Annotated in this window: 20 protein-coding genes; 2 read left to right on the top strand and 18 right to left on the bottom strand. The window is 46.1% G+C overall.

Annotated elements, in window-relative coordinates:
* Positions 1-38: 38 nt before the first annotated feature.
* The 15 genes from ACYVGR_RS19400 to ACYVGR_RS19330 form a co-directional block, all read right to left on the bottom strand.
* Entirely contained in the window at positions 39-1,460 is a 1,422-nt protein-coding gene (locus tag ACYVGR_RS19400; RefSeq protein WP_460959688.1) for a DUF1207 domain-containing protein, read from the bottom strand.
* A 106-nt stretch (positions 1,461-1,566) separates the two neighbouring features.
* Positions 1,567-2,928, bottom strand: a complete 1,362-nt coding sequence (locus ACYVGR_RS19395; protein ID WP_460959686.1) for a dipeptidase — start codon at positions 2,926-2,928, stop codon at positions 1,567-1,569.
* A 161-nt stretch (positions 2,929-3,089) separates the two neighbouring features.
* Positions 3,090-3,740 carry a glycerol-3-phosphate 1-O-acyltransferase PlsY gene (gene plsY, locus ACYVGR_RS19390; protein ID WP_460959684.1) on the bottom strand — a complete coding sequence of 217 codons (651 nt, stop codon included), beginning with the start codon at positions 3,738-3,740 and terminating at the stop codon, positions 3,090-3,092.
* A 152-nt stretch (positions 3,741-3,892) separates the two neighbouring features.
* Positions 3,893-5,173, bottom strand: coding sequence for a M16 family metallopeptidase (locus ACYVGR_RS19385; RefSeq protein WP_460959681.1), 1,281 nt, complete (start codon positions 5,171-5,173; stop codon positions 3,893-3,895).
* A 97-nt stretch (positions 5,174-5,270) separates the two neighbouring features.
* A complete protein-coding gene (gene porV, locus ACYVGR_RS19380) occupies positions 5,271-6,449 on the bottom strand; it encodes a type IX secretion system outer membrane channel protein PorV (protein ID WP_460959679.1) in 1,179 nt (392 codons plus the stop codon).
* Between the two features lie 118 nt (positions 6,450-6,567).
* Positions 6,568-10,029: a type IX secretion system sortase PorU gene (porU, locus tag ACYVGR_RS19375; RefSeq protein ID WP_460959677.1), complete on the bottom strand. Its 3,462-nt coding sequence runs from the start codon at positions 10,027-10,029 to the stop codon at positions 6,568-6,570.
* Positions 10,019-10,654, bottom strand: coding sequence for a sprT domain-containing protein (locus ACYVGR_RS19370; protein ID WP_460959675.1), 636 nt, complete (start codon positions 10,652-10,654; stop codon positions 10,019-10,021). The genes porU and ACYVGR_RS19370 overlap by 11 nt, the downstream gene beginning before the upstream one ends.
* Positions 10,655-10,715: 61 nt before the next feature.
* Positions 10,716-10,907: a hypothetical protein gene (locus ACYVGR_RS19365; RefSeq protein WP_460959673.1), complete on the bottom strand. Its 192-nt coding sequence runs from the start codon at positions 10,905-10,907 to the stop codon at positions 10,716-10,718.
* A gap of 144 nt (positions 10,908-11,051) precedes the next feature.
* Entirely contained in the window at positions 11,052-11,546 is a 495-nt protein-coding gene (locus ACYVGR_RS19360) for a GtrA family protein (protein ID WP_182460074.1), read from the bottom strand.
* Between the two features lie 140 nt (positions 11,547-11,686).
* Positions 11,687-13,093 (bottom strand): NADH-quinone oxidoreductase subunit N, encoded by a 1,407-nt coding sequence (locus tag ACYVGR_RS19355; protein ID WP_460959671.1) that lies wholly within the window; start codon positions 13,091-13,093, stop codon positions 11,687-11,689.
* 73 nt (positions 13,094-13,166) lie between these two features.
* Positions 13,167-14,645: a complex I subunit 4 family protein gene (locus ACYVGR_RS19350; protein WP_460959669.1), complete on the bottom strand. Its 1,479-nt coding sequence runs from the start codon at positions 14,643-14,645 to the stop codon at positions 13,167-13,169.
* An 81-nt stretch (positions 14,646-14,726) separates the two neighbouring features.
* A complete protein-coding gene (gene nuoL / locus ACYVGR_RS19345; RefSeq protein WP_460959667.1) occupies positions 14,727-16,637 on the bottom strand; it encodes an NADH-quinone oxidoreductase subunit L in 1,911 nt (636 codons plus the stop codon).
* A 110-nt stretch (positions 16,638-16,747) separates the two neighbouring features.
* The gene (nuoK, locus tag ACYVGR_RS19340; RefSeq protein WP_046577146.1) at positions 16,748-17,092 is read right to left on the bottom strand and encodes an NADH-quinone oxidoreductase subunit NuoK; all 345 of its coding nucleotides are present in this window, start codon (positions 17,090-17,092) and stop codon (positions 16,748-16,750) included.
* 92 nt (positions 17,093-17,184) lie between these two features.
* Complete coding sequence (locus ACYVGR_RS19335) at positions 17,185-18,006, bottom strand: exonuclease domain-containing protein (RefSeq protein ID WP_460959665.1); 822 nt, start codon at positions 18,004-18,006, stop codon at positions 17,185-17,187.
* 55 nt (positions 18,007-18,061) lie between these two features.
* Entirely contained in the window at positions 18,062-19,642 is a 1,581-nt protein-coding gene (locus ACYVGR_RS19330; RefSeq protein WP_460959663.1) for an FAD-dependent oxidoreductase, read from the bottom strand.
* Positions 19,643-19,844: 202 nt separating this feature from the next.
* Here ACYVGR_RS19330 and ACYVGR_RS19325 point away from each other — a divergent pair, with 202 nt between their 5' ends.
* The gene (locus tag ACYVGR_RS19325) at positions 19,845-21,386 is read left to right on the top strand and encodes a TonB-dependent receptor plug domain-containing protein (protein ID WP_460960798.1); all 1,542 of its coding nucleotides are present in this window, start codon (positions 19,845-19,847) and stop codon (positions 21,384-21,386) included.
* 266 nt (positions 21,387-21,652) lie between these two features.
* Here ACYVGR_RS19325 and ACYVGR_RS19320 read toward each other — a convergent pair whose 3' ends face one another.
* The 3 genes from ACYVGR_RS19320 to ACYVGR_RS19310 form a co-directional block, all read right to left on the bottom strand.
* The gene (locus tag ACYVGR_RS19320) at positions 21,653-22,045 is read right to left on the bottom strand and encodes an ExbD/TolR family protein (RefSeq protein ID WP_460959661.1); all 393 of its coding nucleotides are present in this window, start codon (positions 22,043-22,045) and stop codon (positions 21,653-21,655) included.
* A 101-nt stretch (positions 22,046-22,146) separates the two neighbouring features.
* Positions 22,147-22,857, bottom strand: a complete 711-nt coding sequence (locus tag ACYVGR_RS19315; protein ID WP_460959659.1) for a MotA/TolQ/ExbB proton channel family protein — start codon at positions 22,855-22,857, stop codon at positions 22,147-22,149.
* Positions 22,858-23,036: 179 nt separating this feature from the next.
* Positions 23,037-24,008: a zinc-dependent alcohol dehydrogenase family protein gene (locus tag ACYVGR_RS19310; RefSeq protein WP_460959657.1), complete on the bottom strand. Its 972-nt coding sequence runs from the start codon at positions 24,006-24,008 to the stop codon at positions 23,037-23,039.
* 225 nt (positions 24,009-24,233) lie between these two features.
* Between ACYVGR_RS19310 and ACYVGR_RS19305 the strand changes: the two genes are divergently transcribed.
* Positions 24,234-24,959 (top strand): MIP/aquaporin family protein, encoded by a 726-nt coding sequence (locus ACYVGR_RS19305; RefSeq protein WP_460959655.1) that lies wholly within the window; start codon positions 24,234-24,236, stop codon positions 24,957-24,959.
* Positions 24,960-25,073 lie beyond the last annotated feature (114 nt).

The following is a 25,073-nucleotide window of genomic DNA, read 5'->3' as shown; positions in this document are numbered from 1 at the left end:
TGTAATTCTCTCATACATCATATATACTACATCCTATATCAAAATGGGCTCAGGTACAGGCCAACGCCTATCCACGAGGTTTGTTGTTGCTCATACTGGCTATATGGACGGAAACCAGAATATCCTTCCAGCAGAAAAGTCAGGTTATTTTGCGTCCGACCCAGTTCAATACCTATCCCACCATGAATACCAGGCCGGAAATCGGTTTGCTGCCAGAATTTAATATCGGCACCACCTACCAATCGGGCAGCATGCGTAGATGGCTTTTTATAGAATGCGCCAAGCTGTGCACTAAATAGTTTACGCTCTTCTGTTTTTCGCAGTACAATTCCAGCTCCACCATACAATCGCCAATCGCTTACAGTACGGCTATACGTAAAGTCTAGCTGTTCGTAGTTAACCGAATTGGGTGAGGGAGCTGTCAGTTTGTTCCGATAGATGTAATCGTCGCCTAAATGCGAGGATATGTGATAGACCCGAATGCGGTAATTATGCTCTCCCCGGCGGATGTTGTAAATAATACTGATTTTATAATCGGTATTCATAATTTGCCGACGTGCCTTATCCATCACGTCATCGTGATAAGCCTCGAATTGGGTGAATGAGGCCAAATCCAGCACCCACTCTTCAGCCCGACCAGGTTCGGTAGTCCGGCGATAAAAGGGTTTTGCAAAGCCAAAAGCGAATGGAACTATGCTCCCCTTATACTTCTGACCTTCGGTCCAGTATCCGGGTAAAATACTCCCATACGTTTGGGCCTCCAGCGGGTCCAGTATAATTGGGTCGAATAAATGTCCTTTGGGCAGAAACTCCCGTTTGGGCCGTATAGCTGTTGGTTCTACGTTACTCGTCGTAGAATCTGTCGGCACGACAACAGGCTTTTTCTCTCGTTTTGGGCGTTCGACCTTTGCTGGCTCCACTACTGCTGGTGCTACAGCTGGAGTATCAGTAAATGGCGAAACAGGTGCTGTTTTAGCCGCTTTACCAGCTTTTTTCTGGGCTTCTTTCGCATCCCGTGCGGCCTGTTTATCCGCTTTTTGCTGCGCCTTCTTAGCCTCCCTAGCCGCCTGCTCCTCTTTAGCACGTATTTCTTTTTCTGTAGGCCCTGTCGGTACGGGCTGGCTAACCGTGGGCTGCGCAGTTTGTACTGGCGCAGGTGGCGGTGCTACAATTGGCTTCGACTGAGGGGCTGGGGTCTCTTTGGCAGGCAGTTCTTTCCCTGCTTTTTTAGCTTGTCGTTGGCGCTCCTTCTCGGCTTGTTTAGCTTCGTATTCACGTTGCTTTTGCAACCATTCTGCCCGAATTTGCCGTTCTCGTTGAATTTCTCGGTCTATCTTTTCTTTCTGCTTCTGCTCAGCGGGAGTTAATACGCGAGCAGGTGGAGCAGTTGGTGTTTGTTGAGCAGAAGCCCAGGTCACCGCCAAAAAACTTAACAAAAGAACCGGTAACGTTTTTTTCATAGAGAAAAGAAGGATTTACGCCTAAACAGTTTTACGCGACTTTTTGAAATAGGGCTTTTGCCTGGAGCTGTGGCAGGGCTCCAGGCAAAAATCCTATGAAGAATACTTATTGCTTAAGAGCTGCGTAGTATTTATAGAAATAAGGAATGGTTTCGATGCCTTTATAGAAGTTAAAGAGACCATAACTTTCATTCGGTGAATGCAGGGCATCGCTATCGAGGCCGAAACCCATCAGGATCGACTTAATGCCGAGTTCCTGTTCAAACAGTGCTGTAATAGGAATACTACCACCACCGCGCGTTGGAATGGGTTTCTGACCCCAGGCTTCTTCAAATGCTTTGCTGGCAGCCTCAAATTCAACCGAATCGATAGGCGTTACGTAGGGCATACCGCCATGATGTGGCGTAACCGTAACAGACACTCCTGCTGGCGCTATTGACTTGAAATGGGATGTAAACATCTCCGTAATTTCGTCGGGTGTTTGGTTTGGTACCAGCCGCATACTAATCTTAGCCGATGCTTTTGAGGGAAGTACCGTTTTGGCTCCTTCGCCTGTATATCCACCCCAAATCCCGTTGACATCTAATGTTGGCCGAATCGAAGTACGTTCGTTGGTCGAGTAGCCTGTTTCACCGAGCACATCATTAATGCCCAGGTCTTTTTTATACTCTTCTAAATCAAAGGGAGCTTTCGCTAATTCAGCACGCTCGGTATCACTTAGATCGATCACTTTATCATAAAAACCAGGAATCGTCACGCGACCGTTCTCATCGTGAAGCGACGCAATCATTTCGCACAAGACGTTGATCGGGTTAGCAACCCCACCGCCATACACGCCCGAATGCAAATCACGATTTGCACCTGTAACCTGTACTTCTACGTACGAAAGTCCGCGAAGACCCATTTCAATCGAAGGCGTTTCGTTTGAAATAATGCTCGTATCCGAAATTAGAATGACATCGGCTTTCAGCATCTCCCGATTTTCCTTCACAAAGGTGCCAAGGTGATCAGAGCCAACTTCTTCTTCGCCCTCAATCATCACTTTCACGTTACAGGGCAAACCATCCGTAGCCACCATTGCTTCAATGGCTTTGATATGCATGTAGAACTGGCCCTTGTCGTCGCAGGCACCTCGCGCATAAATTCGTTCGTTACGAATCGTCGGCTCAAAAGGAGGTGTATTCCAGAGTTCGTACGGATCGGCAGGCTGAACATCGTAGTGACCGTATACCAACACCGTTGGTAGGGTATCGTCTACAATTTTTTCGGCGTAAACAATCGGATGGCCTGGTGTTTCGTACAAGGCGGCATTATCCAATCCAGCAGCCGTTAGTTTGTCTTTCACAAATTCGGCAGCCCGGCGCACGTCGCCTTTAAATGCTGAATCGGCCGAAACCGATGGGATACGTAGTAAGTCCAGCAACTCATCTAAAAATCGTTGCTTATTGGCGTCAAGGTAGTTAGTCATAGATGTACTTACGATTTACGGTTTACGGTTTACGATTTGAGCTGACGCCAGAAATCGCAAACCGTAAACCGTAAATCGTATCTCAATAAGTTCGCCCCGAAGTTACGCCTTTTTCGCGCAACGCCGGGGCGTTGATTTATCCTGAAATAAGGTTTCTTAGCCTAGTGCTTTTTTCGGAATCGGATTAGAATCGTACGGCTTTCTTCGCCACGTAATAATCGACCAATATTTTTCTGGTGTGTAAACACCACAAGCAAAAAGACGATGAAACCAAAAACAATCAATAACGGATTTTCTTTCTGCCCGAAAATCTGCAATAACAGCAGAACGGGAAAGGCCAATGCAGCAAGAATTGACCCCAGCGATACGTACTGAGAGGCAATAACTACCAATAGAAAAATGCCAATGCAAACGGCTGCCATTTCTGGATGCGTCGCTAACATCATTCCCAGCAGTGTTGCCACGCCTTTTCCACCTTTAAAATTGGCAAAAACAGGATATAGATGCCCTATAACGGCCACTAAGCCAAAAACGATTTTGAAGGTCAGAATTTCATTGACGGTGATCACATCGGCATACCATAGTATAGTCGATAAAATAGCTGCTGTGTATCCTTTCAGCACGTCCAGCAACATCACTATGGTTCCGGCTCGTTTGCCCAATACGCGGAAGGTATTGGTTGCCCCAGCATTGCCACTGCCATAGTTACGAATATCAAGGCCAAAGAATGCCTGACCGTACCATACGGCGGAGGGAATAGACCCTAGCAAATAGGCCACTATCGTAGTGGCGCAAATAATGAGAACGTTCATCAATAAAACTTAAGAACTGGTTGCTGGATAAAGAGACTAGCCAATTAAATTGATTAGCCTTGTAAAGGAAGTGTAACCCCAAAATTAAGGGATTGTTACTAAACGGCAAATCTTTTTAGACTACAAAACCACTTGGCTTCTCCATACAAATCCTATTTACCCCCTACAACTACTTCATTCAGGCTTTCCGGAGTTAGGTAACTGGTCGCCATTTCCATCACTTCCTCGGCTGTTACTGCGCGAATTTTTTGAATATAGGTCGTCAGAAAATCGGCAGGCATGCTGTCCAGCAAAATCACTTTATACCGATCGGCAATGTCAAACGGTGTATTCAGAGATCCAACAAATTCACCAGACATATAATTCTTTACCGTTTCCAGTTCGCTGTCAGTAACCAGCTCGGTTTGAAGGATACGGATTTCCTTGCGTATTTCATCCAATGTCTCTTGTGTATTTTCTTTATTGACATCCGTACCAATCAGAAAATAGCCATCTCGCCGGAAGGAAGGCATATTCGAGGAGATGCCATACGTAAACCCTTTCTCTTCCCGAATATTCTTCATCAACCGAGAACCAAAGTAGCCGCCCAATACTTCATTGGCGACCAGCATTTTGAAAAAATCGGGATGAGACCGGGTAAACAACCGACGCCCTAATCGAATGGACGATTGAATGCTATCGGGCTTTTCCGCCAAAATAGGCAAGTTATTATCGGCGGGTAAGATACCGGAAAAACCGGGTAGGCTATCAGTATGAATAGGCTGCTGGCCCAATATTTGGTTAATCAACAAGACCTCATTTTCAGACGCTTGTCCGGCTAGAATAATCTGAAACTGGCGATTTCGAATAACCCGTTCGTAAAAGGCTACTACGTTCTCGCGAGTGAGCTGCTCAACCGCTTCGGGCCGCTGACTACGCCCATAAGGATGCTCGGCACCGTAGAGTTTTTCCCGAAACAGAACCCCAGCCAGGTAAGCACTCTTTTCGTAATTAACCCGCAAATTCTGTAAGGTAATATTCCGCAGGTCATCTAATTCTTTCTGCGGAAACACGGGTTCGTTAAGAATTTCGCTCAAAAGAGGCAGCACGCTCGGCAGAAACTTCGTCAGACAATGAATAACGATACTTGCTCGATCGGGGCCGCTATTCAATTCAAGAAATGCTCCGTAACGATCGACATACTCACTAATCTGTGCCGATGAGCGGGAAGTTGTTCCTTCTGAAAGCATCTTCATCGCAAAGAACGCACTCCCTGGAACCAGCTCGTGCCAGGTTCCCGCATCAAATACGCATTCTAATCGGACTACCGGCTGCTGGTTGACGGTGATTAAATGCAGTGGAATGCCATTATCTAACCGATGAGACTGAACGGCGGGTAATTGTATATCATGTATGGCCTGAAAGGCGGGCGATTGGCTTCTGTTAAGTGTCATATAAATTGCAAAAGAGCGAAAGAGCGAAAGAGTGAGTGAGTGAATTTGCCAGTTTGGCCTCCACTTACTCACTCTTTCGCTCTTTCGCTCTTTAATTTTAGTTAGAATCGTCGGTTACGGCTTCTTCATCGCCAACCCGATTCGCTTTATTAAAGTTAAATACTAATGAGATTCGGAACGTATCGGACAGTGGGCTACCTTGTTTTATCGGCACTAAATACGAGAAATCAATGCCAAATTTCTGCTGGAGTCGAAGGCCAATACCTGTCGTCACATATTTACGGCCACCTTTCTGATTCGATTCGTTAAAATAGCCAAGTCGGGCAGCAAACTGATCGTTATACCAATACTCAACACCCGTTGATAAGGTCACCTCTTGTAATTCCTCACTGAATCCGCCCGGTGCATCGGCAAACGAACCAAAGACGGATGAGAAGTAATCTTTATTGGCATTCAGATCCACACCGTTAACAACATTTGGCGTTGGCACCATCAACTTATTAGCGTCTACTACAAAGTTGAACTTGTTATACTGGTCGGAAAACAAGGTCAGACTGGTTCCTAAACGAAGATTAGTCGGAATAAAGTAGCTCTGCGTTCCACCATAATTAAGTCGACCACCGAGGTTCGAAATCATACCGCCAAAGGCCCAGCCAATTCCTTTGCCCGTTGCATTATCACGTGACTCGTTATGGTAGTAAGCACTGATATCAGCAGCCGCAGTTGAACCCGGCTTAAGCGCCGGGTTAGCGCTACCAGCAGCTAAGTTGGAGTTTAAGTATTTCAGGTCAACAGCCAGCGAAAAATTCTGAGAGAGTTTCTGCGCAAACGAAACGGTGAGTGCATATTCGCGGGAGTTGAATGTACCAGCGGCTACACCATTTGCGGTCGTGAAATCAACTGTGCCTAAATCGAAATACATTAACGAACCTGCTACCACGGAGTTCTTACCTACTTTTCCGTAGCCGCTCAGGTAGGAATAGTACATATCCCCAATTAGATTTCGAAGCCAGGGCGTGTAGGATAGCGATCCTCCAGAACTCTGTTTAGCGAAAACCAGCTTCGATGGATTCCAGAAAATAGCATTGGCATCCACATCTCCAAGCGCTACGCCAGCTTCTCCAAGCGCCCCAGAACGAGCGTCAGGCGTAAAGTTCAGGAAGGGTACTGATGAGGTCGGAACATTTTTTGCACCGTTTAAACCATTTTGAGCAGATACGACGAAAGGAAAGTAAAAGCAAACGCCGAGAAGAACACGGAAAAAATTGCGCTTCATACAAAGAGAGTTGGTCAACGACCGCAACTGGATAGGGTGAGTAGTGCAGTACTGTTTGGTCAAAATTACAATGAATCGTTGGATTAGAAAAAATGAGACGATTTTAAGTCTTTTTAAATCATTTTGTTAGTACAATCCGGCTAGCGCCAATAGCTGTTGTGCCATCGGTTGCCGAACGAATTTCAAGCCGAACAATGTACAGGCCATTCGATACAGGTTGACCCGTATCTGTCAGACCGTTCCATACACCAACGTCAACACTCGCATCACAATTGGTACATTGACCAGTTTGCTGGCTTAGCAAGTGACTGTTGAGGTCATATATTCTTACTGTCCAGTCAAGTGGTTCGCCCGAACGATTGAGTTCTGCTGTTAACGTTGTTTGAGCAACCACTGGATTAGGACTAGCCCGCAATGTGCGCAAAGCTAAGCCCGGTCGGTCAGAAACTACTATGGTCAACGCGCCCTCGCTTGAATTATTGTTAATATCCCACGCTTTGGCCCGAATCGTATATGTACCCGATACTACGTTTCGAAATGTATAGCTCGCTTCCCCCTGGCGCCCATCTGCACTGTTCGCAACATAATTTTCGTTCAGGACAACCGCTGTCTGATCACCAAACTGAGCCGTTAGCTCATGGCCAAGGCCCGATCTGGCAATATTAATTCCTTTGTTATCTGACAGATCAATAAGAAGCGGGACATCTGGCCCGGTACAACGAACAACATCACCGTCCAGCTTCCCTCCTATCACACTAAGCTTTATTACAGGTGGCTGCGTATCGATACTATCAGCAAAAACACTGCCACCAATTAGCAAACTATCATAGCTTCCGCCTGCCGCCAACAAACTATCCGATTTTACGGCATATAGATAAAGTTTACCTGGGCCGACGGTATAGTCAATATCTTTCGGCATGGTGAAGCGAGCAACAAATTTACCTTGCTGAACAGGCACCTGTCCTGTAAAAATAGGGTTGCTAAATGCCTGATACGTCATTTTAGGGCTACCCGCTTCAGATCCGAGAGTGGTATGGGTTACCGCTTTATCATAAAGCGACAATCGAATGGTACCCGTAAAATCAGTTACTCGCTGACTTTGCTGCCGAATTTCACCAGTTAACTCGACTGTCTGCAAGGCTTTGAGGGTATCCTGGCGAGTAGTAGTGACGACTTTCCCATTGACCTGTGTAAGCACAGCCTTTGCCTGTGGATAGGCCAGTGTCATAGATGGATCGCCCAGAAGTGCAAAATTTCGGTTAACAGCACCACTCAAACTATTGTTTTTCGTGCTCCGCATCACATCGCCCAGTCGAGGCATTTGGCCATTCACTGCCGTGAAAACGGTATTATAGAACGCTTCGTTTAAAAGCAAATTCGTATTGGCATAAACTGGGCGCGTTGTTGTTAGCAGGCCAATTCCACCTCCCGTTCGACTTAATAAGGTCAGTTCTGCCCCTGAATTAACGTTCGGATCATCATAGCGACCGAATTGGCAGGTAGCTGTCACAAATAAGGGAAGCCTACTGTTTTTCCAGGAAAGAATATCCTGAAGGGTTACCACTTGCTCATCAGCCAGACCTATTACGCCCCCATGCCCACTATAATTGATAATCAGTCGCCCATCGGTAACCGCCTGATTAATTAATTGATTAACAATTGGTGCTTTCTGACCATCTGATGTGTTTTCTTGTGGATAATCGTCCAGAAAAACGCGTTCTGGACGATAAGCAGGCGCAATTTTCTCAATATTTCTCGCCATCAAATCGGCATCCTGCTGGTGAATATTATAATCACCATCGTCGGCAACAAGCGTAATCCGACTTTGCCAATCGCCAGTTAATGAGGCATCTGAGCTATAACGAATAAGCTTATCAACAACTGTTTTGGCTTCATCTGCTGATTTTACGGGTAATCTGCCCACACCAATATCTAACAGGTAGTCGCCCGTAGTAGTCTCCGGCCACTCCCCTTCATTAATATCCATGAAGCCAAAATAATCGTCGGAGGAATAGCTCGTAACCGGATGCAGGGATTCCCGACTTTCGTATACAGGCACCATATTGGCTAATTGTGCCGCACTAACCTGGCCCGAAATATTTCGATAATCATACGTCGCATCGCCAAAAAGCAACAGGTACTTCAGCTTAGCAGGTTGCTTCAGATAAAAGTATCGAACCATATCCCGAATAGCCGTTGGATCGGGTTGTCCGGAGCCAAACTCGTTATAAACCTGTTGCGTCGTAACAACTTGAACGGATAACAGATCATGCTCACGCCGAAATTTCGCTAATCGCTCTGCCTGATCTACCCAGGCCGCTGGACTTACGATAATCAAGTCGGCAGTAGTTTGACTATGCAAATCCTGATTCGAAATGCTTTGTAATAATACAGGCGCTAAAACCTGTGAATCTGTAAATAAAAAGTAGTCTCCTAAACGCGAAGCCATCCACCCAGCTTCCTGTGCCGATGAAAGGGTATACGTCTGCGAAATGGGAATAGATGGACTTGTTACATCCCATACACGCAAACCAGCAGACGCCTGTTTAATGGCATACTGGCCAGCGGGTAATCGCCGTACCCATGTCGGCTTATCATACTGACGCAGCTCCCGCTTGACTTGTGCTGACAAATAATTCAGATAGCCCTGCGCCGAGTATAAGCCATTCTTACGAAAGGTAATAGCCAGGCGAATGGGGCTATCGGCAGTTGTTAATTTAGCTAAAAATGTATCTGTACGGGCTACGCCTTGATAATCATATTCGTATCCTGAAATGGGGGCAATGGGCATTGTACCCACCAACTGATCATTGAGTTGAAGTCGAAATTGGGTGGATACAGTCGCCCCCGAAACAACCGATGCGGCTAATCGGACTGGAGTATTGGCTACCAGACCCGGTATATCAAACGAAATAACTTTGGTTGTGTCCGTAGTTAGGTATTCGCCCAGCCATTCCCGACCTGAGCGGACGGACGGCAACTTTAGCAAATCCAGTTCGTGAAATTGATAGTCATCGAAGGTCGTAACAGTCGCTGTAGCGCCCAGCGAGCCCGCTGAACGATCAACGATACGCAGACCATTTGCAGCTCCAATCGTCAGAAAGTAGAAGGTTGTGTCGGAATAAAAATTGAGTTGATGAGCGAATCGTTTAGCCGTTGAATCGTAACGAATTGCATGAGGACTTTGGCCAAAAAATAGTAGAGCATCTCCCGCATCGAATCGGCCATCGGCTTCACCTGATACCTGAATTGCATTTTCAATTAAATCAGAGGCCCGTGGCGTGGCATTCGGTTGTGGCAATACAGCTCCTCCATTACCATAGAGCCGTAATCGTCTTGGATCGGCAGTCGCAAAAGCAGGGTTTAATTGAATTAGCTGGGCTTGAGAAAGTCGATAAATCCCAGATTCTGTAACGCCAATTTTCACCCACGTTCCCTCGCGCAGGACAGACTGGGCTTTCGAAGGGCAAATGATGAATGATACATGATGAATGATCAGTAAAATAAACAGCCCCTTTCTGGCTGCTTGCTTCCTCCACTCCTGTAGGCTATAGTTTATTTTGCATTTATCATTCATCATTCATCATTATTGACACCCAGGCGTGAGCCAGAACGGCGTATGATTTTCCCGATGTAACTTCCTTACAAACGACGCGAGTACGCCGTAGCGTACCTCGTATATACGTCTTTTGAGCTAATTGAAAAGCCTTACCTTCCGATACATCCCGAAGTAATACCCGATTCTCTGGTACAGTTTCTATTGGTTGCGGATCAAACTGTCGTAATGCCAGCATCAATGCAGGGTGGGAATAGGTTGTAGCGCCAGGATTAGCCATGTAATGCGTAAGTGGACGCAGGATTGCCGCTGGGAAAATAGCTTCAGTCAACAAGGGTTGCATGAGCTGCTGAAAGGCTATTTGCCAGGCTTTCCCATGTGGCTTAACCCGCCGGGACCTTCGCTGGGCTACGTGCTGAAAATGAACAGCCGCATGGGCTACTTCATGCACATAGGTAATTAAAAATGCGTACGGATTTAGGTTCGTGTTAACCGTAATTTGGGTCTGATTGTGTGGTAATACCCGGAAGTCGCCTAAACGTGTCCGGCGGGGCTTTACAATCCGAAAGTGAAATTTATAATTCCGTAGAAGTTGATGGCAGTACTCAACGGCCATCGGAGGAATATGCGTAGTAAATACGTTTGTCAACGTCTTAAAAACAAAAAAGCCTTATAAAAATAAGGCTTTTTAACTTCTTGCGCGAAGAAAATTATTTCTTCGTGGTGTCAGCAGCAGCAGAATCTGTAGCCATCGTAGCAGCAGAATCTGTAGCCATTGTCGTAGTGTCGGTTGACATAGTTGCAGTCGAATCCGTGGTGGTTTCTTCTGTCTTAGGTTTGCTTTGGCAAGCAGCAAATGTCAGCATGCTACCAACGAACAATAAAGCGATAACTTTTTTCATTACCTTCTCAGTGATATTTTAGGTTTCCAGCTACAAATATACTTTTTTCTTAGTGAATGCAATAATACCCTTCAATAAATTTACAATTAGGTACTTAGCACATCAAAAAGTCCTATTTGAAGTTGAATTAATCAGAGTTTACCTCTATACGTTACTTTCTGGTTCTTTTGATGAACGCGAAAGGAGCTTATCATAAAAACCCGTACTACGAAATGTCAGGAGTTTATGGCCAAAATAGTTGGCTAAGAAGCTCATTCCCATACCTGCTACGTGCGAACCTTTCTCACGCCAGAGCTCAGGAGTATTGGGAAATAAGGGAGTAGCAATCCACTCTAAAGTATATTTAGCCACATATACCTGAACTACAAGGGCAACAATAGCGATACCCAGAAATTTAATGGCTTCACGCCCTGTGTTACCGGTGTCCTTAGCTGAAAAAGCGTAGCGTTTCGTTGGAATAAACGTCAGCACGGTTGCGGTTAGGTAGCCGCAAAAAACACTCGTATCAAAATCAAAGAATTTCCGGTAGAAGATCTGGCTGACAAAATTAATGGATGCACCCAGTACAGCCGTTAAAAAGAACGAGAAAAAGTCCTTATATTCTTTTGGTTTTGGCTGTTCTATGCTACTCACGTTCACTATTTTACCGGGCGAAATTCGTTAATTGTATTTATTATCTGGCCAACAAATTACCCCAAAAGTACACACTTGATAGCAAAGGTCTATGCTATCAGGCGTTATTACTTAGGATACGGTCTCAGAAAGAGACGTTTACTTATTTAAAATAGGCCCTGTAATAAACCCGGTGCAATGCCTAATCCTATGGTCAGGATAATTGCTCCTACGAGCACATACTGGAAGAAAGGAGCAACGCGAATTGGCTCTGTTGCGCCATCTCGGAAGTACATCGCAATAATGACCCGGAAGTAATAATAAATACCCACAGCCGACATCAGCACGGCTACAACCAGCAGCCAGATTTGTCCGCGTTCAACAGCGGTTGAAAACATGTAAAATTTGCCCCAGAAACCTGCTGTCAATGGAATACCCGCTAATGAGAGCATCGAAACGGTCATTGCCAAACCTAAGAGTGGATTTTGCCGAGCCAGCCCATTGAAAGCATCGAAGTTTTCGGTCAGAACACCTTCGCTGGTTATTGTTTGTGTACTTCGTTGTTGAGATACTAATATCAATACCCCAAAAGCGGCAATTGTAGCCACAGAATAAGCTAGTGAATAAAACACAATAGCTTGTTTCGTTTGTGTACCCAAGGAAGCTAAACCTATCAGCAGATAACCCGCATGCGAAATACTGGAGTACGCCATCATCCGCTTAAAGCTCGTTTGATAGACGGCGGTAATATTCCCGGCAATAAGCGTCAGCGCCGTAATAATAGCCAACAGAGTCCACCAGAACGTGTAAACGCCACCGAAGGAAACAGATAATAATCGGAACAAAGCGGCAAAACCAGCCGTCTTCACCACTGTCGACATGAACGCTGTGAAAATGGTTGGTGCTCCATCGTATACGTCAGGCGTCCAGAAATGAAAAGGAGCTGCCGATACTTTGAAGAGTAAGCCAATCAGTAACAGCAGCAGGCCAACATAAATCAGTAAAGACAATCCTGTTTGTGGATGTGCGGTATAAGAAGCAAGGCCAGCCAGCGTAAATGAGCCAGTTGCGCCATATAGCAACGCCATGCCGAATAACATGATACCGGTGGCAAAGGCGCCCATCAGGAAGTATTTCAGCGCAGCCTCGTTTGAGCGTAAGTTCCGTTTGTCGCTGCCTGTTAATACATACATCGCTACCGACAATATTTCGACGCCAACAAATAGCATAATCAGATTTTCGAAGCTAACCATCATAACAGCTCCTACCAGCGAGAACAGCATAAGAGCGTAGTATTCAGCCGGTTGAGCAGAATCTTCATCGATAAAGCTACTCGACAAAGCCACAACCATAAATGCCGACCCCAGCATAATAGCGGTAAAAACCATTGACAGGTTATTCGTCCGCAGCATATCGTTAAAATACAGATACGTTTTATTCCAGTCGAGGAAGTTAACTCCCAGTGTGACAACGAGGAACAAGAGCGTAGCTGGTAGTAACACTGCCTTTGACTTCAAAAAGCCCAGGAACAATAGAGCAATGCCAAAAACCGATAACAGAACGATGGGAAGCATAGGTTTATAGTTTTCGGTTTTCGGTTTCTGATTTTCAGCATTGCTAAAACCAGAAACCGAAAACTTTTAACGATTATTTCAAGGATACAGCTGTTGTACCAATATACTTCATCATATTGGCGACAGCGGGTTCGGTTACTTTCAAAAATGAATGCGGGTAGATACCTATCCAAAAGACAAGCACAACTAGCGGAATAAATACCCAACTTTCAGAACTGGTCAGATCAGCAAATGACTCTGTGCGCGATGAAGTTTGGCCAAACATGCTCTTTTGGAACATGCGAAGCATATAAACTGCGCCGAAGATAATCGTAAAGCCAGCCGCTAAACCCAGGTAATTGTTGTAGGTGAAGACGCCATGTAATAACAGAAACTCACCAATAAATCCGTTTGTCAACGGCAGTGCTACGCTCCCCAACAGCATAATCAGGAAGAAGACCGTTAGTTTGGGGGTGGTTTGTGTAATACCGCCCAGTTGATCAAGTTGGTTAGTTTTTGTACGCGAGAAAATTATGTCGGCAACAAAGAACATTCCTACTACATTGATACCGTGCGCCAACATCTGTACCAAGGCTCCCTGCATACCCGTTTCGGTTTGCGAGAATACCCCCGCTGCCATTAAACCAACGTGCGAAAACGATGAATAAGCGATCAATCGTTTCATATCGCGCTGGCGAATGGCAATAATCGACCCGTAAATAATACCAATGACAGATAAAATAACGGCTGTTTTCCCCCAGGTTTCAACCCCAAGTGGCACGATAGGAAGAATAAACCGAATCAGGCCATAAACGCCCATCTTGAGCATAATGCCAGCCAATAACATCGTAGCGGGCGTTGGCGATTCAACGTAGGTATCGGGTTGCCAGGTGTGGAATGGGAACACCGGCATCTTAATAGCGAAGGCAATAAAGAATGCCCAGAAAAGCCAGGTTTCAGCTTCAGGCGTCAGGTTAAGCTTATAGAAATCAACAATAGCGGCCGAGTGTGCCGATACGGCTGTTGCTGGTGTCTGGTAATACAAATACACTAAAGCAAGCAGCATGAAAAGGCTACCAAAAATGGTGTAAACAAAGAACTTAAAGGTAACTGGAATCCGATTGGCCCCTCCCCACATAGCGGCCAGGAAGTAAATAGGAATCAGCGCGGCCTCAAAAAAGAAATAGAATAGAAAGCCATCGCGAGCGGTAAAAACTCCCATTAAGGCCGCCTGCATATACAGCATCAGCGCATAAAACAAAGCAGGACGAGGGTAGCTCCGATCGAAGGTAGACAGTATAATGAACGGAACCAGCAATCCCGTTAGCAATACCAGCAATACACTGATTCCATCAATGCCTGCACTGAATCGAATACCTAAGGAACCAATCCAGGCGTAGTCGAATCCGAATTGCGAACTTGCATCAGGTTTAAATCCAATGAAGGCGTAACCCGCAAATGCCAGCTCGACAAGTGCAGCTACCAAAGCCGCCTGCTTTACCCGTTCTCCCCGAATCATCAGGATTAGCGAAGCTGCTACGACAGGATAAAAAATCAGAAATAATGTAAGCATCTTGAACAAGTTTTCGGTTCTCAGTTTCCGGTTTTCGATTTTGCCAGTTGACAAACCAAAAACCGAAAACCAAAAACTATCTTATAACCGAATAAAGAATCGTAGGGCAAAAATGAGAACGATACTAACGACCATCGCCAGGACATAAAAGCCGATCGAACCACTTTGTAGTAATCGTAACTGCGCTGCGCTTTTTTGTACTAACCAGGCCACACCATTCACGATACCGTCGATAAGGCCTTCACCAAAGCTATACAAGGCATCTCCCAATCCACGAATTGGGCGAACGATGATCGTTTCGTATAGCTCATCGACATAATATTTGTTGTAAATGACCCGCTCTGCGAATGAACGTTCATCTGTTTCGGGAGCAGGAACAGCACCCCGGCTGATGTACATGACGTAAGCAATAATCAGTGCGACTAAGGCAACACCTGCCGAAACCGCCATCAGCGCATATTCTGTGCTATGCTCAATCGTCGATTCAGCAAAAGCTTCGGGATTAACTTGCTTCGAACCTTCAAACAAGGGTTCCATGAAGTGCCCTAACCAGCCTCCGCCGGGTAGGTTAAGCGCTCCACCTACTGCCGATAGTATCGCCAGAACAATTAATGGCGCGGTCATCGTAATCGGTGACTCGTGCAGATGATGCTTTTGCTCTTCGGTTCCGCGGAATTCCCCAAAGAAGGTCAGGAACAACAACCGGAACATGTAGAACGACGTCAGGCCAGAACCTACAACGCCCAGTGCCCAAAGAACTTTGTTATGTTCAAAAACGTGAGCCAGGATTTCATCTTTCGAAAAGAAACCAGCAAACGGAGGTAAACCTGAAATAGCCCAGGTACCAATTAAGAAGGTGATAAACGTAATGGGCAATGCTTTTCGCAAGCCACCCATTTTGCGAATATCCTGCTCATCAGACATAGCATGAATCACACTACCCGCTCCAAGGAACAACAACGCTTTGAAGAACGCGTGGGTAATAACGTGAAACATACCCGCCGTGTAAGCCGTTGCGCTTAAACCGAGGAACATATAGCCCAACTGCGAAACAGTTGAGTAAGCCAGTACTTTTTTGATGTCGTTCTGCAAAAGGCCGATCGAAGCCGCTAACAGAGCCGTAACAATGGCAATTCCACCAACAATTTCAAGCGTTAGTGGCGACAAGGTGTACAGTACATTCGAGCGAACGACCATGTAAATACCAGCGGTCACCATCGTAGCTGCGTGAATCAGGGCCGAAACGGGCGTTGGGCCAGCCATCGCATCTGGAAGCCAGGTATATAATGGAACCTGCGCCGATTTACCCATGGCACCGATAAACAGAAGCAGCGTAATGGCCAGAACTGTTTTATCGCCTATCTCCAGACTTGTAGCTTGTTTGAAAACATCTAAATACTCAACCGTACCGAAGGTATTGATGAGCATGAATATGCCCAACAGAAAGCCCAGGTCACCAATACGGTTCATGACGAAGGCTTTGCGAGCGGCATTGTTGTAGTTCGTATTCTTATTCCAGAAACCAATAAGCAGGTAAGAACATAGACCTACACCTTCCCAGCCGATAAACATGATGACGTAGTTGGAGCCCATTACCAGCAGGAGCATGAAGAAAATGAACAAGTTCAGGAAGGCCATGAACTTACCAAATCCTTCATCATGATGCATATAACCAATACTGTAGAGGTGAATCAGCGAACCAACGCCCGTTACCACCAATAACATCAAAAGCGACAACTGGTCAATTTGAAACGAGAAATTGATGTGTAGATCGCCAACGCTAATCCAGTCGAAGAGTGTAGCGACGATAGGCTGAGAATCTCCCGAAAAAGAACTGAACAGCGAAATTGACAGAACAAAAGAGGCCAGAACTGCTATGGTGGCTATTGCCCCAACCAGGCCCGTTGGTACCCGACGAAAACCGAGGCCATTAATCAAAAAGCCAATCAGCGGAAAGAGCGGAATAAGAGCGCAGAGTAATTCTACTTTCATGAGGTCTAAGTTTCAGGTTTCAGGTTTAAAGTTTCAGGTTCAGGTAAGAGTGATCACGTAAATCTGAGTCATCTAGCAGGGAACGTGGAACTTGAAACATAAAACTGATTTCACCATTTCAATTTGTTAAGCAATCCTACGTCGATGGAGCGGGTATTGCGGTAAATCATAACAATAATAGCCAGACCAACTGAAACCTCAGCGGCAGCAACGGCCATAATGAAAAAGACGAATACCTGCCCCGACGAATCTGATCGATACGACGAAAACGCGATAAGTAGCAGGTTGACAGCATTGAGCATTAGCTCAATGGACATGAAAATGATAATGGCATTGCGCCGGGTCAATACACCAATGATTCCAATAACAAACAGCGCGGTGCTGAGAATCAGATAATAGGTGAGCGGTATCTGCTGAATGACTTCCGGAATGAGGACGTCCTGCGTGGGTTGCATGGCTTGCCGGTTAATAGAAAGTGTCGCAAATGTAAAGATTATTCGGGCTTGCTCAAATCTGGAAGGGCAAGGTAAGTGTGAGATTTACACTTTTACTTCTTTCCAAGGCCATTACTGAACATCCGAAGTCGTATTTCAGTCAGCCGACGTTTAGTATCGAGCGGAAATTCGCCTTTCAATATCCAATCGTAGAATGATGGCTCTTTTTTGAGTACCTCCAAAACTGGAAAACCCTTATGTTTCCCGAAATTAAATACTTCTTCGCCTTTTTCATTGAGAATTATTCGTCCGGCAAGGTCAACATTCGTGTTTGCGGTCAAGCTATGGAGCATATCAACGTCATTCTCGAAGATAACATCCTGCCCATTATCAGCTTTGGCAACCATACCCATATAGCGTTGTACCTGAGCGTCGAGCACTTCAAGCGTAGCAATGGTGTCTGCCTCAGCACCATGAGCACCAATTAATTCTTTATTGCAATAGAATCTGTAGGCTGCTGATAGATTTCGTGGCTCCATCAGGTGAAAAATCCGCTGTGCATCGACCAGACGCCGATTTTTCATATCAAAATCAACATTGGCGCGCAGAAATTCCTCAACCAACAAAGGCACATCGAAGCGATTGCAGTTGAAACCGGCCAGGTCGCAGCCATCCAGAAACTGAGCCAGCGTTCGGGCAACCGATTTAAATGGGGGCGCATCTTTTACATCGTCGTCGTAGATGCCATGAATCAGACTCGATTCCAGCGGTATGGGCATACCGGGATGAACACGCTGAGTTTTACTGACGACTTCACCACCAGGAAGCGCTTTAATCACGCAGATATCAATGATGCGATCTTTGGCAATGTTGACGCCCGTTGTTTCGAGATCGAAAAACGCGAGCGGCTTTCTAAGTATAAGTTGATGCGTCATAACCAAACCGGATTTCGCACGGTCAGGTTACAAAGGTAAACACGTTTCGGTGGAATCAGGCTTTTTTCAACTCCTCAACCCATTTTAACCCATTTCTAATCGTTTCTATCGCTGGCATCCGGCCTTCGTGCATCAACTCCCGGATTGCAATAATATCCTGATCCCGTTTAAGACCAGCTGCCGCTTTGACTTGATCATCCTGAATGTAGAGGGCTAAGAATGAATCGTCTTCTTCGGGGTCACCCTCATAAATAATGTCATCAATTTGGGTGATGTGTCCAACATAGTTGATGCGTTTGCCTTGCTGATTGCTCCAGAAAAACGGAACGGCCGTATATGGCTCGTCCTTACCTGCCATCGTTAAACCAGCGGTATGTCCTTGCTGGCCAGCCACTTTCCAATGTTCAATCCGTTGAAAACCATCCGCTACGGGATAATGAGCAATGTCGCCAGCGGCATATAGCCCGTCTGTTACCTGTAAATCAGTATCGGTTTTAACCCCACTATCTTTTTCAAGCGAAACACCTTTCAAAAAATCAGTGCGCGGTTTAACGCCCAGCCCAAGCAGTACAAAATCAGCAGGAATCCGCTCTCCATCGTCAAGAATTACCGCAGTCACGGCTTCCTCACCTTCTACATGGTCAACTTTACGGCCAAGATGAAACTGGATACCTTCTTTCTCATGCCAGCCCTGAATAGCACGCCCAATTTTTTCACCAAGAATTTTCTCGAAAGGCGTTTTTTCTACCCCGATTACAGTGACTTCACTACCCAGTTTACGAAGGCTCATAGCCCCTTCTAAGCCAATAAACGAGCTGCCGACAATGACCACACGCTTACCTTGTTTCCCTAACTCACGCAAAGTCTGGCTATCGTGTAAACTGCGAAGAGAATAAATTCCTTTGAGATCGGTATTTAAGCCAGGTAGTGTATTAGGCTTACCCCCTGAACAAATGAGTACTTTATCATACGAAATCGTTTCACCAGAAGCCAGCTCAATCTGTTTTTTAGTTGGGTCAAGTGATGTTACCTGCTGATTAGTACGGATTTCGATCCCATAGTCTTTGTAAAACTCATCCGGGCGCAACGGCATCCATTCGTCGGGAGCTTTGCCTTGCAGGTAATCCTTCGAACAATTTGGGCGATCATAAGGCGCTTCGCTGCTTTCGGTCAGCATGATGATCTTACCCGTAAAACCACCCTCACGCATGCCTTCGGCAGCAAAAGCACCAGCTCCTCCCCCCCCAACGATGACGTATGTTTCAGAAGCAGCACCATCTAGTGCAGCCATTGGATTTTCCAGACTTTCCTTATTCGTAGTCAATCGCACGAACACCTGATCGTTTTCAATACGCACCTCGTGTGTCGGTAAGCCATTCAGAGCAGGCGCTTCCAGTCGATGGCCATCCCTAATATCGAAGCAGGCATTATGCCAGGGACAAACAAGTCGATGCCCATTAAGCAGACCTTTTGCCAGCGGTCCTTGATAATGAGTACATTTCGGATAGAGTGCATAGTATTGGCCATCGGAACGGGCGAGCAATACGTCGGTATCGCCCACGCGAACTTCTTTCAATTCACCATCGACCATGTCATCAACATGGCAAACAGGGGCTTCGGTGTAGTCAGCGATCATAAGTGGTTAAGTTTGGCTATACAACTATGAAGCTGACTAAATTGATTTATGATCTGCCTACTAAGTTGGCCAATGGTTGTCTATGTTGTTGATATTCCTGCTTTGAATTCGTTTCGCCGAATTCTCCCTAAATCCATCATTTAAGACTTGTCAAGCTAAGCGTAAGTAAACTAGCTGAGTACTTACTTGTCCACAAAAAAATATTTTTTACCGACAATTTGCATGGGTTTTAAGCCGTCAGGGCGATGCCTATGCCTGGACACGCACAGCCGATAGTCCACGGAACATTCCTTCCATTTACCCCGATGGTTTTGACCCGATTATCACTAGCAAAATTCTTGATGGAACCTTTGCAGCCGGTGTACGCACAAACCTTCGCGGCTGGAATGTGGATTTGGGCAACATCTTTGGTTCAAACCGTTTCGATTATGGTGTCAAGAACACGCTGAATACATCGATGGGCGCTTCATCCCCCCGCGAGTTCAATGCTGGCGGTTTTCAGTTGCAGCAAAACGTAACGGGTCTGCATTTCACCCGATTCTACAAAAACACCTTACAAGGCTTGAACATCGCCTTTGGCTCGGAGTTCCGGTATGAGAATTATAAGATTTTCGCAGGTGAAGAAGCTTCTTATAAAGCGTATGACATTACAAAACCTGCTGGTTCACAAGGATTTCCTGGCTTTCAGCCAAGTAATGCGCTGAATAAAAGTCGTACTAATGTGGGGGTTTATGTCGACACGGAGGCTGACCTGACTAAAGCCTTTATGATTGGGGCAGCTGCCCGTTATGAGAATTACAGTGATTTTGGAAGTACCTTGAACGGTAAACTGTCAAGTCGTCTGAAAATCAGTCCGGCGTTTATGCTACGGGGTACCGTTAGTACGGGTTTCCGCGCTCCTTCGCTGGCGCAAACCTATTTCAACTCGACTATTACGAATTTCGTAGGTGGTCAGGCTGTGCAGGTGCAAATTGCCCAGAACGGTAGTGTTATTACCCAAGCTTTGGGTGTGCCTCCTCTTAAACAGGAAACGTCTGTCAATGGAAGTTTGGGCTTTACGAGCCAATTAGGAAGCGGCTTCTCGTTAACCGTTGACGCGTATTACGTTCGTATCAAAGATCGGGTTGTTCTGACAGGACAATTCAGCGATGATTTACCTGCTATTGCCGATGAATTAAAGCAATTGAATGTGAGCCGCGTACAGTTTTTCACGAATGCTATTTCAACCCGCACACGCGGTATCGATATCGTACTGGCGCATCATACACAGCTAGGCAATGGCCGATTGAATACATCCTTAGGCGTGAATTTCAATTCGTTAGACACGATCAGTGTGAATACGAACGCAAAACTGAAACCCTATAAAGACCTGTATTTTGACCTGCGAGAGTACTATTTCGTAAAGGCGTCGGCTCCCCCTTCCAAAATGAACCTTACGATTGATTATAGCATCAATAAGTGGGCATTCCTGCTACGTATCGTGCGTTTTGGCGAAGTGAAGCTGGCAAACTGGAATTACGATCCGAATAATCTCGACGTTTACCGTCCAAAAGCTACAACCGATTTATCGATTTCGTACCGGTTCACCCCACAAGTTGGCTTGTCGATTGGCGGGTCTAACATCTTTAACGTGTACCCTGACCTACATCGGGCCGATCTGACCGAGTCGGGTGGTGCCTGGGACCCTGTTCAAATGGGTAGCAACGGAGCGTATTGGTTCGGCAAGCTGAACTTCCGGTTTTAAGCAATAAGCCTATTGCTACGAAAACCCTCTTAACAATGGCCTTTGTCATCGCATCGTTAAGAGGGTTTTTCAATGATATCCTATCAATTGCAGGTATGACCCCGAAGGGGTCAGATGTCTATAGAAAAAACTTGACTATAAACATTTGACCCCATCGGGGTCATACCTGCAATTGATAATTTCTTCTAAAAAATTACCGCAACAAAAAAGCCGATGCAACCCTGCATCGGCCCAATAAAATCAGATTAATCAAAAAAATCCGGGTCCTACTTCGACGTTGCCATTACCATTTTAATATTCAGCTTGGCCCCTGTCTGGAGGACATCCACCAAATCCTGCACGGTTAAGGATTTATCAAAACGAACAACGACCGTCGGTTCAGCAATACCGGCCATAATCGTTTTCAATTCCAGTTCCAGATTGGCCGGATCAACCGGCTTCTTATCAATAAAATACTGCTTTTTGTCATCGACCGATAAAGTCACCTGCTTCTTACTCAGTTGCTGTGACGACGATGCCTTGGGCAACATCAGTTTAATGACATTGGGGTTAGCCACCGTCGAGATAATCAGAAAGAACAACAATAGGAAAAACATGATGTCGTTCAGCGAGGACGTCGCGACTTCGGCAGCAAACTTATTTTTTCGACGGAGTTTCATAGTCAGTTTATAGTTTGAAGTTTACAGTTTGAAATTCTCAGTTACGGTAACTACGAACTTCAAACCACATCAGTGGTCTTGCATAAACCTCAAACTAAATATTACCGCATCCGGGCGGGTTCGGTGGTTGGTTTCTGGAGAACTTCGATAAACTCAAAGGCATTCACTTCGAGTGAGAGCGTAAACCGCTCAATCATCATATTGAGCAGGTGATAGCCGGTATAAGCAATAACGCCTACAATCAGACCTGCGCCCGACGTGATCATTTTCTCGTATAGACCACCGGCAATAATCCCAACGCTAATATTGTCGGACAGCGAGATGTCGTAGAAAATACGAATAATACCAGAGATAGTCCCGATAAAACCCATCATTGGGGCAATCCCCGCGATAATCCCTAAATAGCCCATGTTGCGTTCCAGACGCGACAATTCAATCTGACCAACGGTTTCGACGGTACTTTCGATTTCCCGAATAGGCGACCCAATCCGACCAATGGCTTTTTCGAACACGCGTCCCATAGCCGTCCGCTGATTTTTAGCGAATGACTCGGCCGATTTGATATTTCCCTGCGCGATCATATCGCGGATGTTATCAATAAAATTGGCATCGGTCTTGGTTTGCGCACGGATGACGAAGTACCGCTCAAAAATCAGATAAAGAGCAGCACAGAACAAAAACGCAATGGGTATCATAACCCAGCCGCCTTTGGCTACCAGATCAAAAAGTTGCAACGATTGGGGTTGGGCAGCCGTGGTGGCCGACAGCGATGCGGCCGTGGTGTCAACAGCCGGAACCTGAAGCAAGAGCATACGAACGAGTCGAGTAAGTGAGTGAGGTTAGACCAGCGGTCGTTACTGGAACAAACGTATGGCTTTCCTCAGATATTGTTTCAAAGATAACGAAGCCTTCGGTATGATAAAGAGAAAGTTAGGTAATGCTTACGTAACGCGGCTGGAAACCCACGATTTAAAGCGCTTCTCAATCACTATTATGGCTTCACCAGAATTTTCCCCCATCGGCCTGGGCGGTCGGCATGCTCAACGGCCTCTACGATTTGGTCCAGCGAATAGGCAGCTTCAACAGGTAGTTGAATAGCACCTGACGCCAGCAAACTGATCACATTTTGAGCTACATCCTGACGAGTTTGGCTATCCACTCTGCGCATCCAGTCTGTCAGCCAGAATCCCCTGACTGTCAACTCTCTGAATATAAGTAGCCCGGCATTAATGGTAGGATCTTGCAAACTCAGTACGCCATAGATAAGCATAGTGCCCCCTTTGCCAAGGCATTTCAGCGCTTCGCTAGCTGTATGCCCACCCACCGAATCTAACACACAAGTAACGCCAGCCCCTTCTGTAATTTGTTTGACACGGGCAGACAGATTTTCGGTTTCTGTATTTACAACCTCCGTCAGACCCAATGCTTTTAGCTCCTCGTTAAGGTCATCACGCCGAACCGTACCAATGGTTCTGATACCCCGCATTTTGCACAACTGAATCACCATTTTCCCAAATGCCGACCCAGCCGCTGTTAGCATTAACCAGCCACCTTCCGGCACTTTCGCATCCTGTACCATCGCATAGGCCGTGAATGGGTTGACAAATAACTGAGCCGCTACGTCATCGGGCATGGCGTCAGGAACGGGAATCAGGCTACGATGGTGCGCAATGGCATACTCCGACCAGGTACCAATACAGGTAAAACTCACCCGCATGCCCGTTCGCATCTGCACACCTTCGCCTAATGCATCAACGATGCCCACGCCTTCAAAACCTGCAGCCGATGGCAACTGAGGCCGAATGCCATACAGATTTTGCACGAACATGATATCGGACGGGTTGATTGGCGAGGCAATGACTTTTACCCGAACTTCATTAGGACCGGGCTCAGGCATTGGTATATCGGTGGATTTGAGGATATCGGCAGGTTTGCCTGTTTTTTCAAAAATGATACTTTTCATTTGTTAATGAGTGAATTATCGACTGATTGATTGAGCAACTAAGCTGATCCAGTTGAGATTCCAGTACTTTATTTGGAACGAAGCCAAAAATATCACTTAATTCGCACAAACTATTCCTAAACCTTGAATCGAGTCGTTAGCCAACAGTCATAAATCGCTAATCAGTAGATAGTTTTAGTAACTGATTTTGATAAACGACTGTCGACTAACGACTATTTATTTCCTATGCAAACCTCTCCTTTTCTGGGTGAATTAATTGGTACAATGGTGCTCATTCTGCTGGGCGATGGTGTAGTAGCCAATGTGGTTCTCAAGCAAACCAAAGGCGAATCATCGGGCTGGATTGTCATTACGGCGGGGTGGGCGTTTGCCGTTACAATGGGCGTGTTTGTGTCCAAGGCTTTTGGCAGCACCGATGCCCATTTGAATCCTGCCGTTACCGTGGCTTTTGCCGTAGCGACCAATGATTATAGCCATATAGTGCCTTACATTACGGCGCAACTGATTGGGGCGTTTCTGGGCGCTGCGCTGGTCTGGTTGCAGTACCTCCCTCACTGGGCCGCCACGCCTGATCCAGACGCCAAGCTGGCTTGCTTCGCTACAGGTCCAGCCATTCGTAACACAGGTGCTAATTTATTGAGTGAATCGTTGGCCACATTAGTGCTCATTCTTGGATTAGCCGGGATTTCGTCTAAAAATCTAGGCGAATTAGCCATTGGTGTTGGGCCGTATTTAGTTGGTATTTTGGTTTGGAGTATTGGCCTCTCGCTTGGTGGAACAACAGGTTATGCTATGAGCCCCGCCCGTGATTTCAGTCCACGGTTGGCGCATGCACTTCTTCCAATTCCTGGCAAAGGATCTTCTGATTGGGGTTACGCCTGGATACCCGTTATAGGACCACTCATTGGGGCTGTGATTGGTGGGGTGTTGATCCGGTGGTTCGCGTTGTAAACTAGTTTTGTTTTTGTCATGCTGACGCAGGAAGCATCTTCGGTAACTGGATAAGGTAGTCCTTAAAAAGTAATGATGGCAAGTAAACACCGCAGTCGGGCCGTAGTTTTGGGT

The organism is Spirosoma litoris (genome assembly GCF_054776755.1).
Note: the sequence above shows the minus strand (reverse complement) of the source record. Positions and strands in the feature narration are given on the sequence as shown.

Coding starts and splice junctions, on each gene's coding strand:
- ACYVGR_RS19400 (WP_460959688.1), bottom strand. CDS start 1,460: ATGAAAAAAACGTTACCGGTTCTTTTGTTAAGTTTTTTGGCGGTGACC.
- ACYVGR_RS19395 (WP_460959686.1), bottom strand. CDS start 2,928: ATGACTAACTACCTTGACGCCAATAAGCAACGATTTTTAGATGAGTTG.
- plsY (WP_460959684.1), bottom strand. CDS start 3,740: ATGAACGTTCTCATTATTTGCGCCACTACGATAGTGGCCTATTTGCTA.
- ACYVGR_RS19385 (WP_460959681.1), bottom strand. CDS start 5,173: ATGACACTTAACAGAAGCCAATCGCCCGCCTTTCAGGCCATACATGAT.
- porV (WP_460959679.1), bottom strand. CDS start 6,449: ATGAAGCGCAATTTTTTCCGTGTTCTTCTCGGCGTTTGCTTTTACTTT.
- porU (WP_460959677.1), bottom strand. CDS start 10,029: ATGATGAATGATAAATGCAAAATAAACTATAGCCTACAGGAGTGGAGG.
- ACYVGR_RS19365 (WP_460959673.1), bottom strand. CDS start 10,907: ATGAAAAAAGTTATCGCTTTATTGTTCGTTGGTAGCATGCTGACATTT.
- ACYVGR_RS19355 (WP_460959671.1), bottom strand. CDS start 13,093: ATGCTTCCCATCGTTCTGTTATCGGTTTTTGGCATTGCTCTATTGTTC.
- ACYVGR_RS19350 (WP_460959669.1), bottom strand. CDS start 14,645: ATGCTTACATTATTTCTGATTTTTTATCCTGTCGTAGCAGCTTCGCTA.
- nuoL (WP_460959667.1), bottom strand. CDS start 16,637: ATGAAAGTAGAATTACTCTGCGCTCTTATTCCGCTCTTTCCGCTGATT.
- nuoK (WP_046577146.1), bottom strand. CDS start 17,092: ATGCAACCCACGCAGGACGTCCTCATTCCGGAAGTCATTCAGCAGATA.
- ACYVGR_RS19335 (WP_460959665.1), bottom strand. CDS start 18,006: ATGACGCATCAACTTATACTTAGAAAGCCGCTCGCGTTTTTCGATCTC.
- ACYVGR_RS19330 (WP_460959663.1), bottom strand. CDS start 19,642: ATGATCGCTGACTACACCGAAGCCCCTGTTTGCCATGTTGATGACATG.
- ACYVGR_RS19320 (WP_460959661.1), bottom strand. CDS start 22,045: ATGAAACTCCGTCGAAAAAATAAGTTTGCTGCCGAAGTCGCGACGTCC.
- ACYVGR_RS19315 (WP_460959659.1), bottom strand. CDS start 22,857: ATGCTCTTGCTTCAGGTTCCGGCTGTTGACACCACGGCCGCATCGCTG.
- ACYVGR_RS19310 (WP_460959657.1), bottom strand. CDS start 24,008: ATGAAAAGTATCATTTTTGAAAAAACAGGCAAACCTGCCGATATCCTC.
- ACYVGR_RS19305 (WP_460959655.1), top strand. CDS start 24,234: ATGCAAACCTCTCCTTTTCTGGGTGAATTAATTGGTACAATGGTGCTC.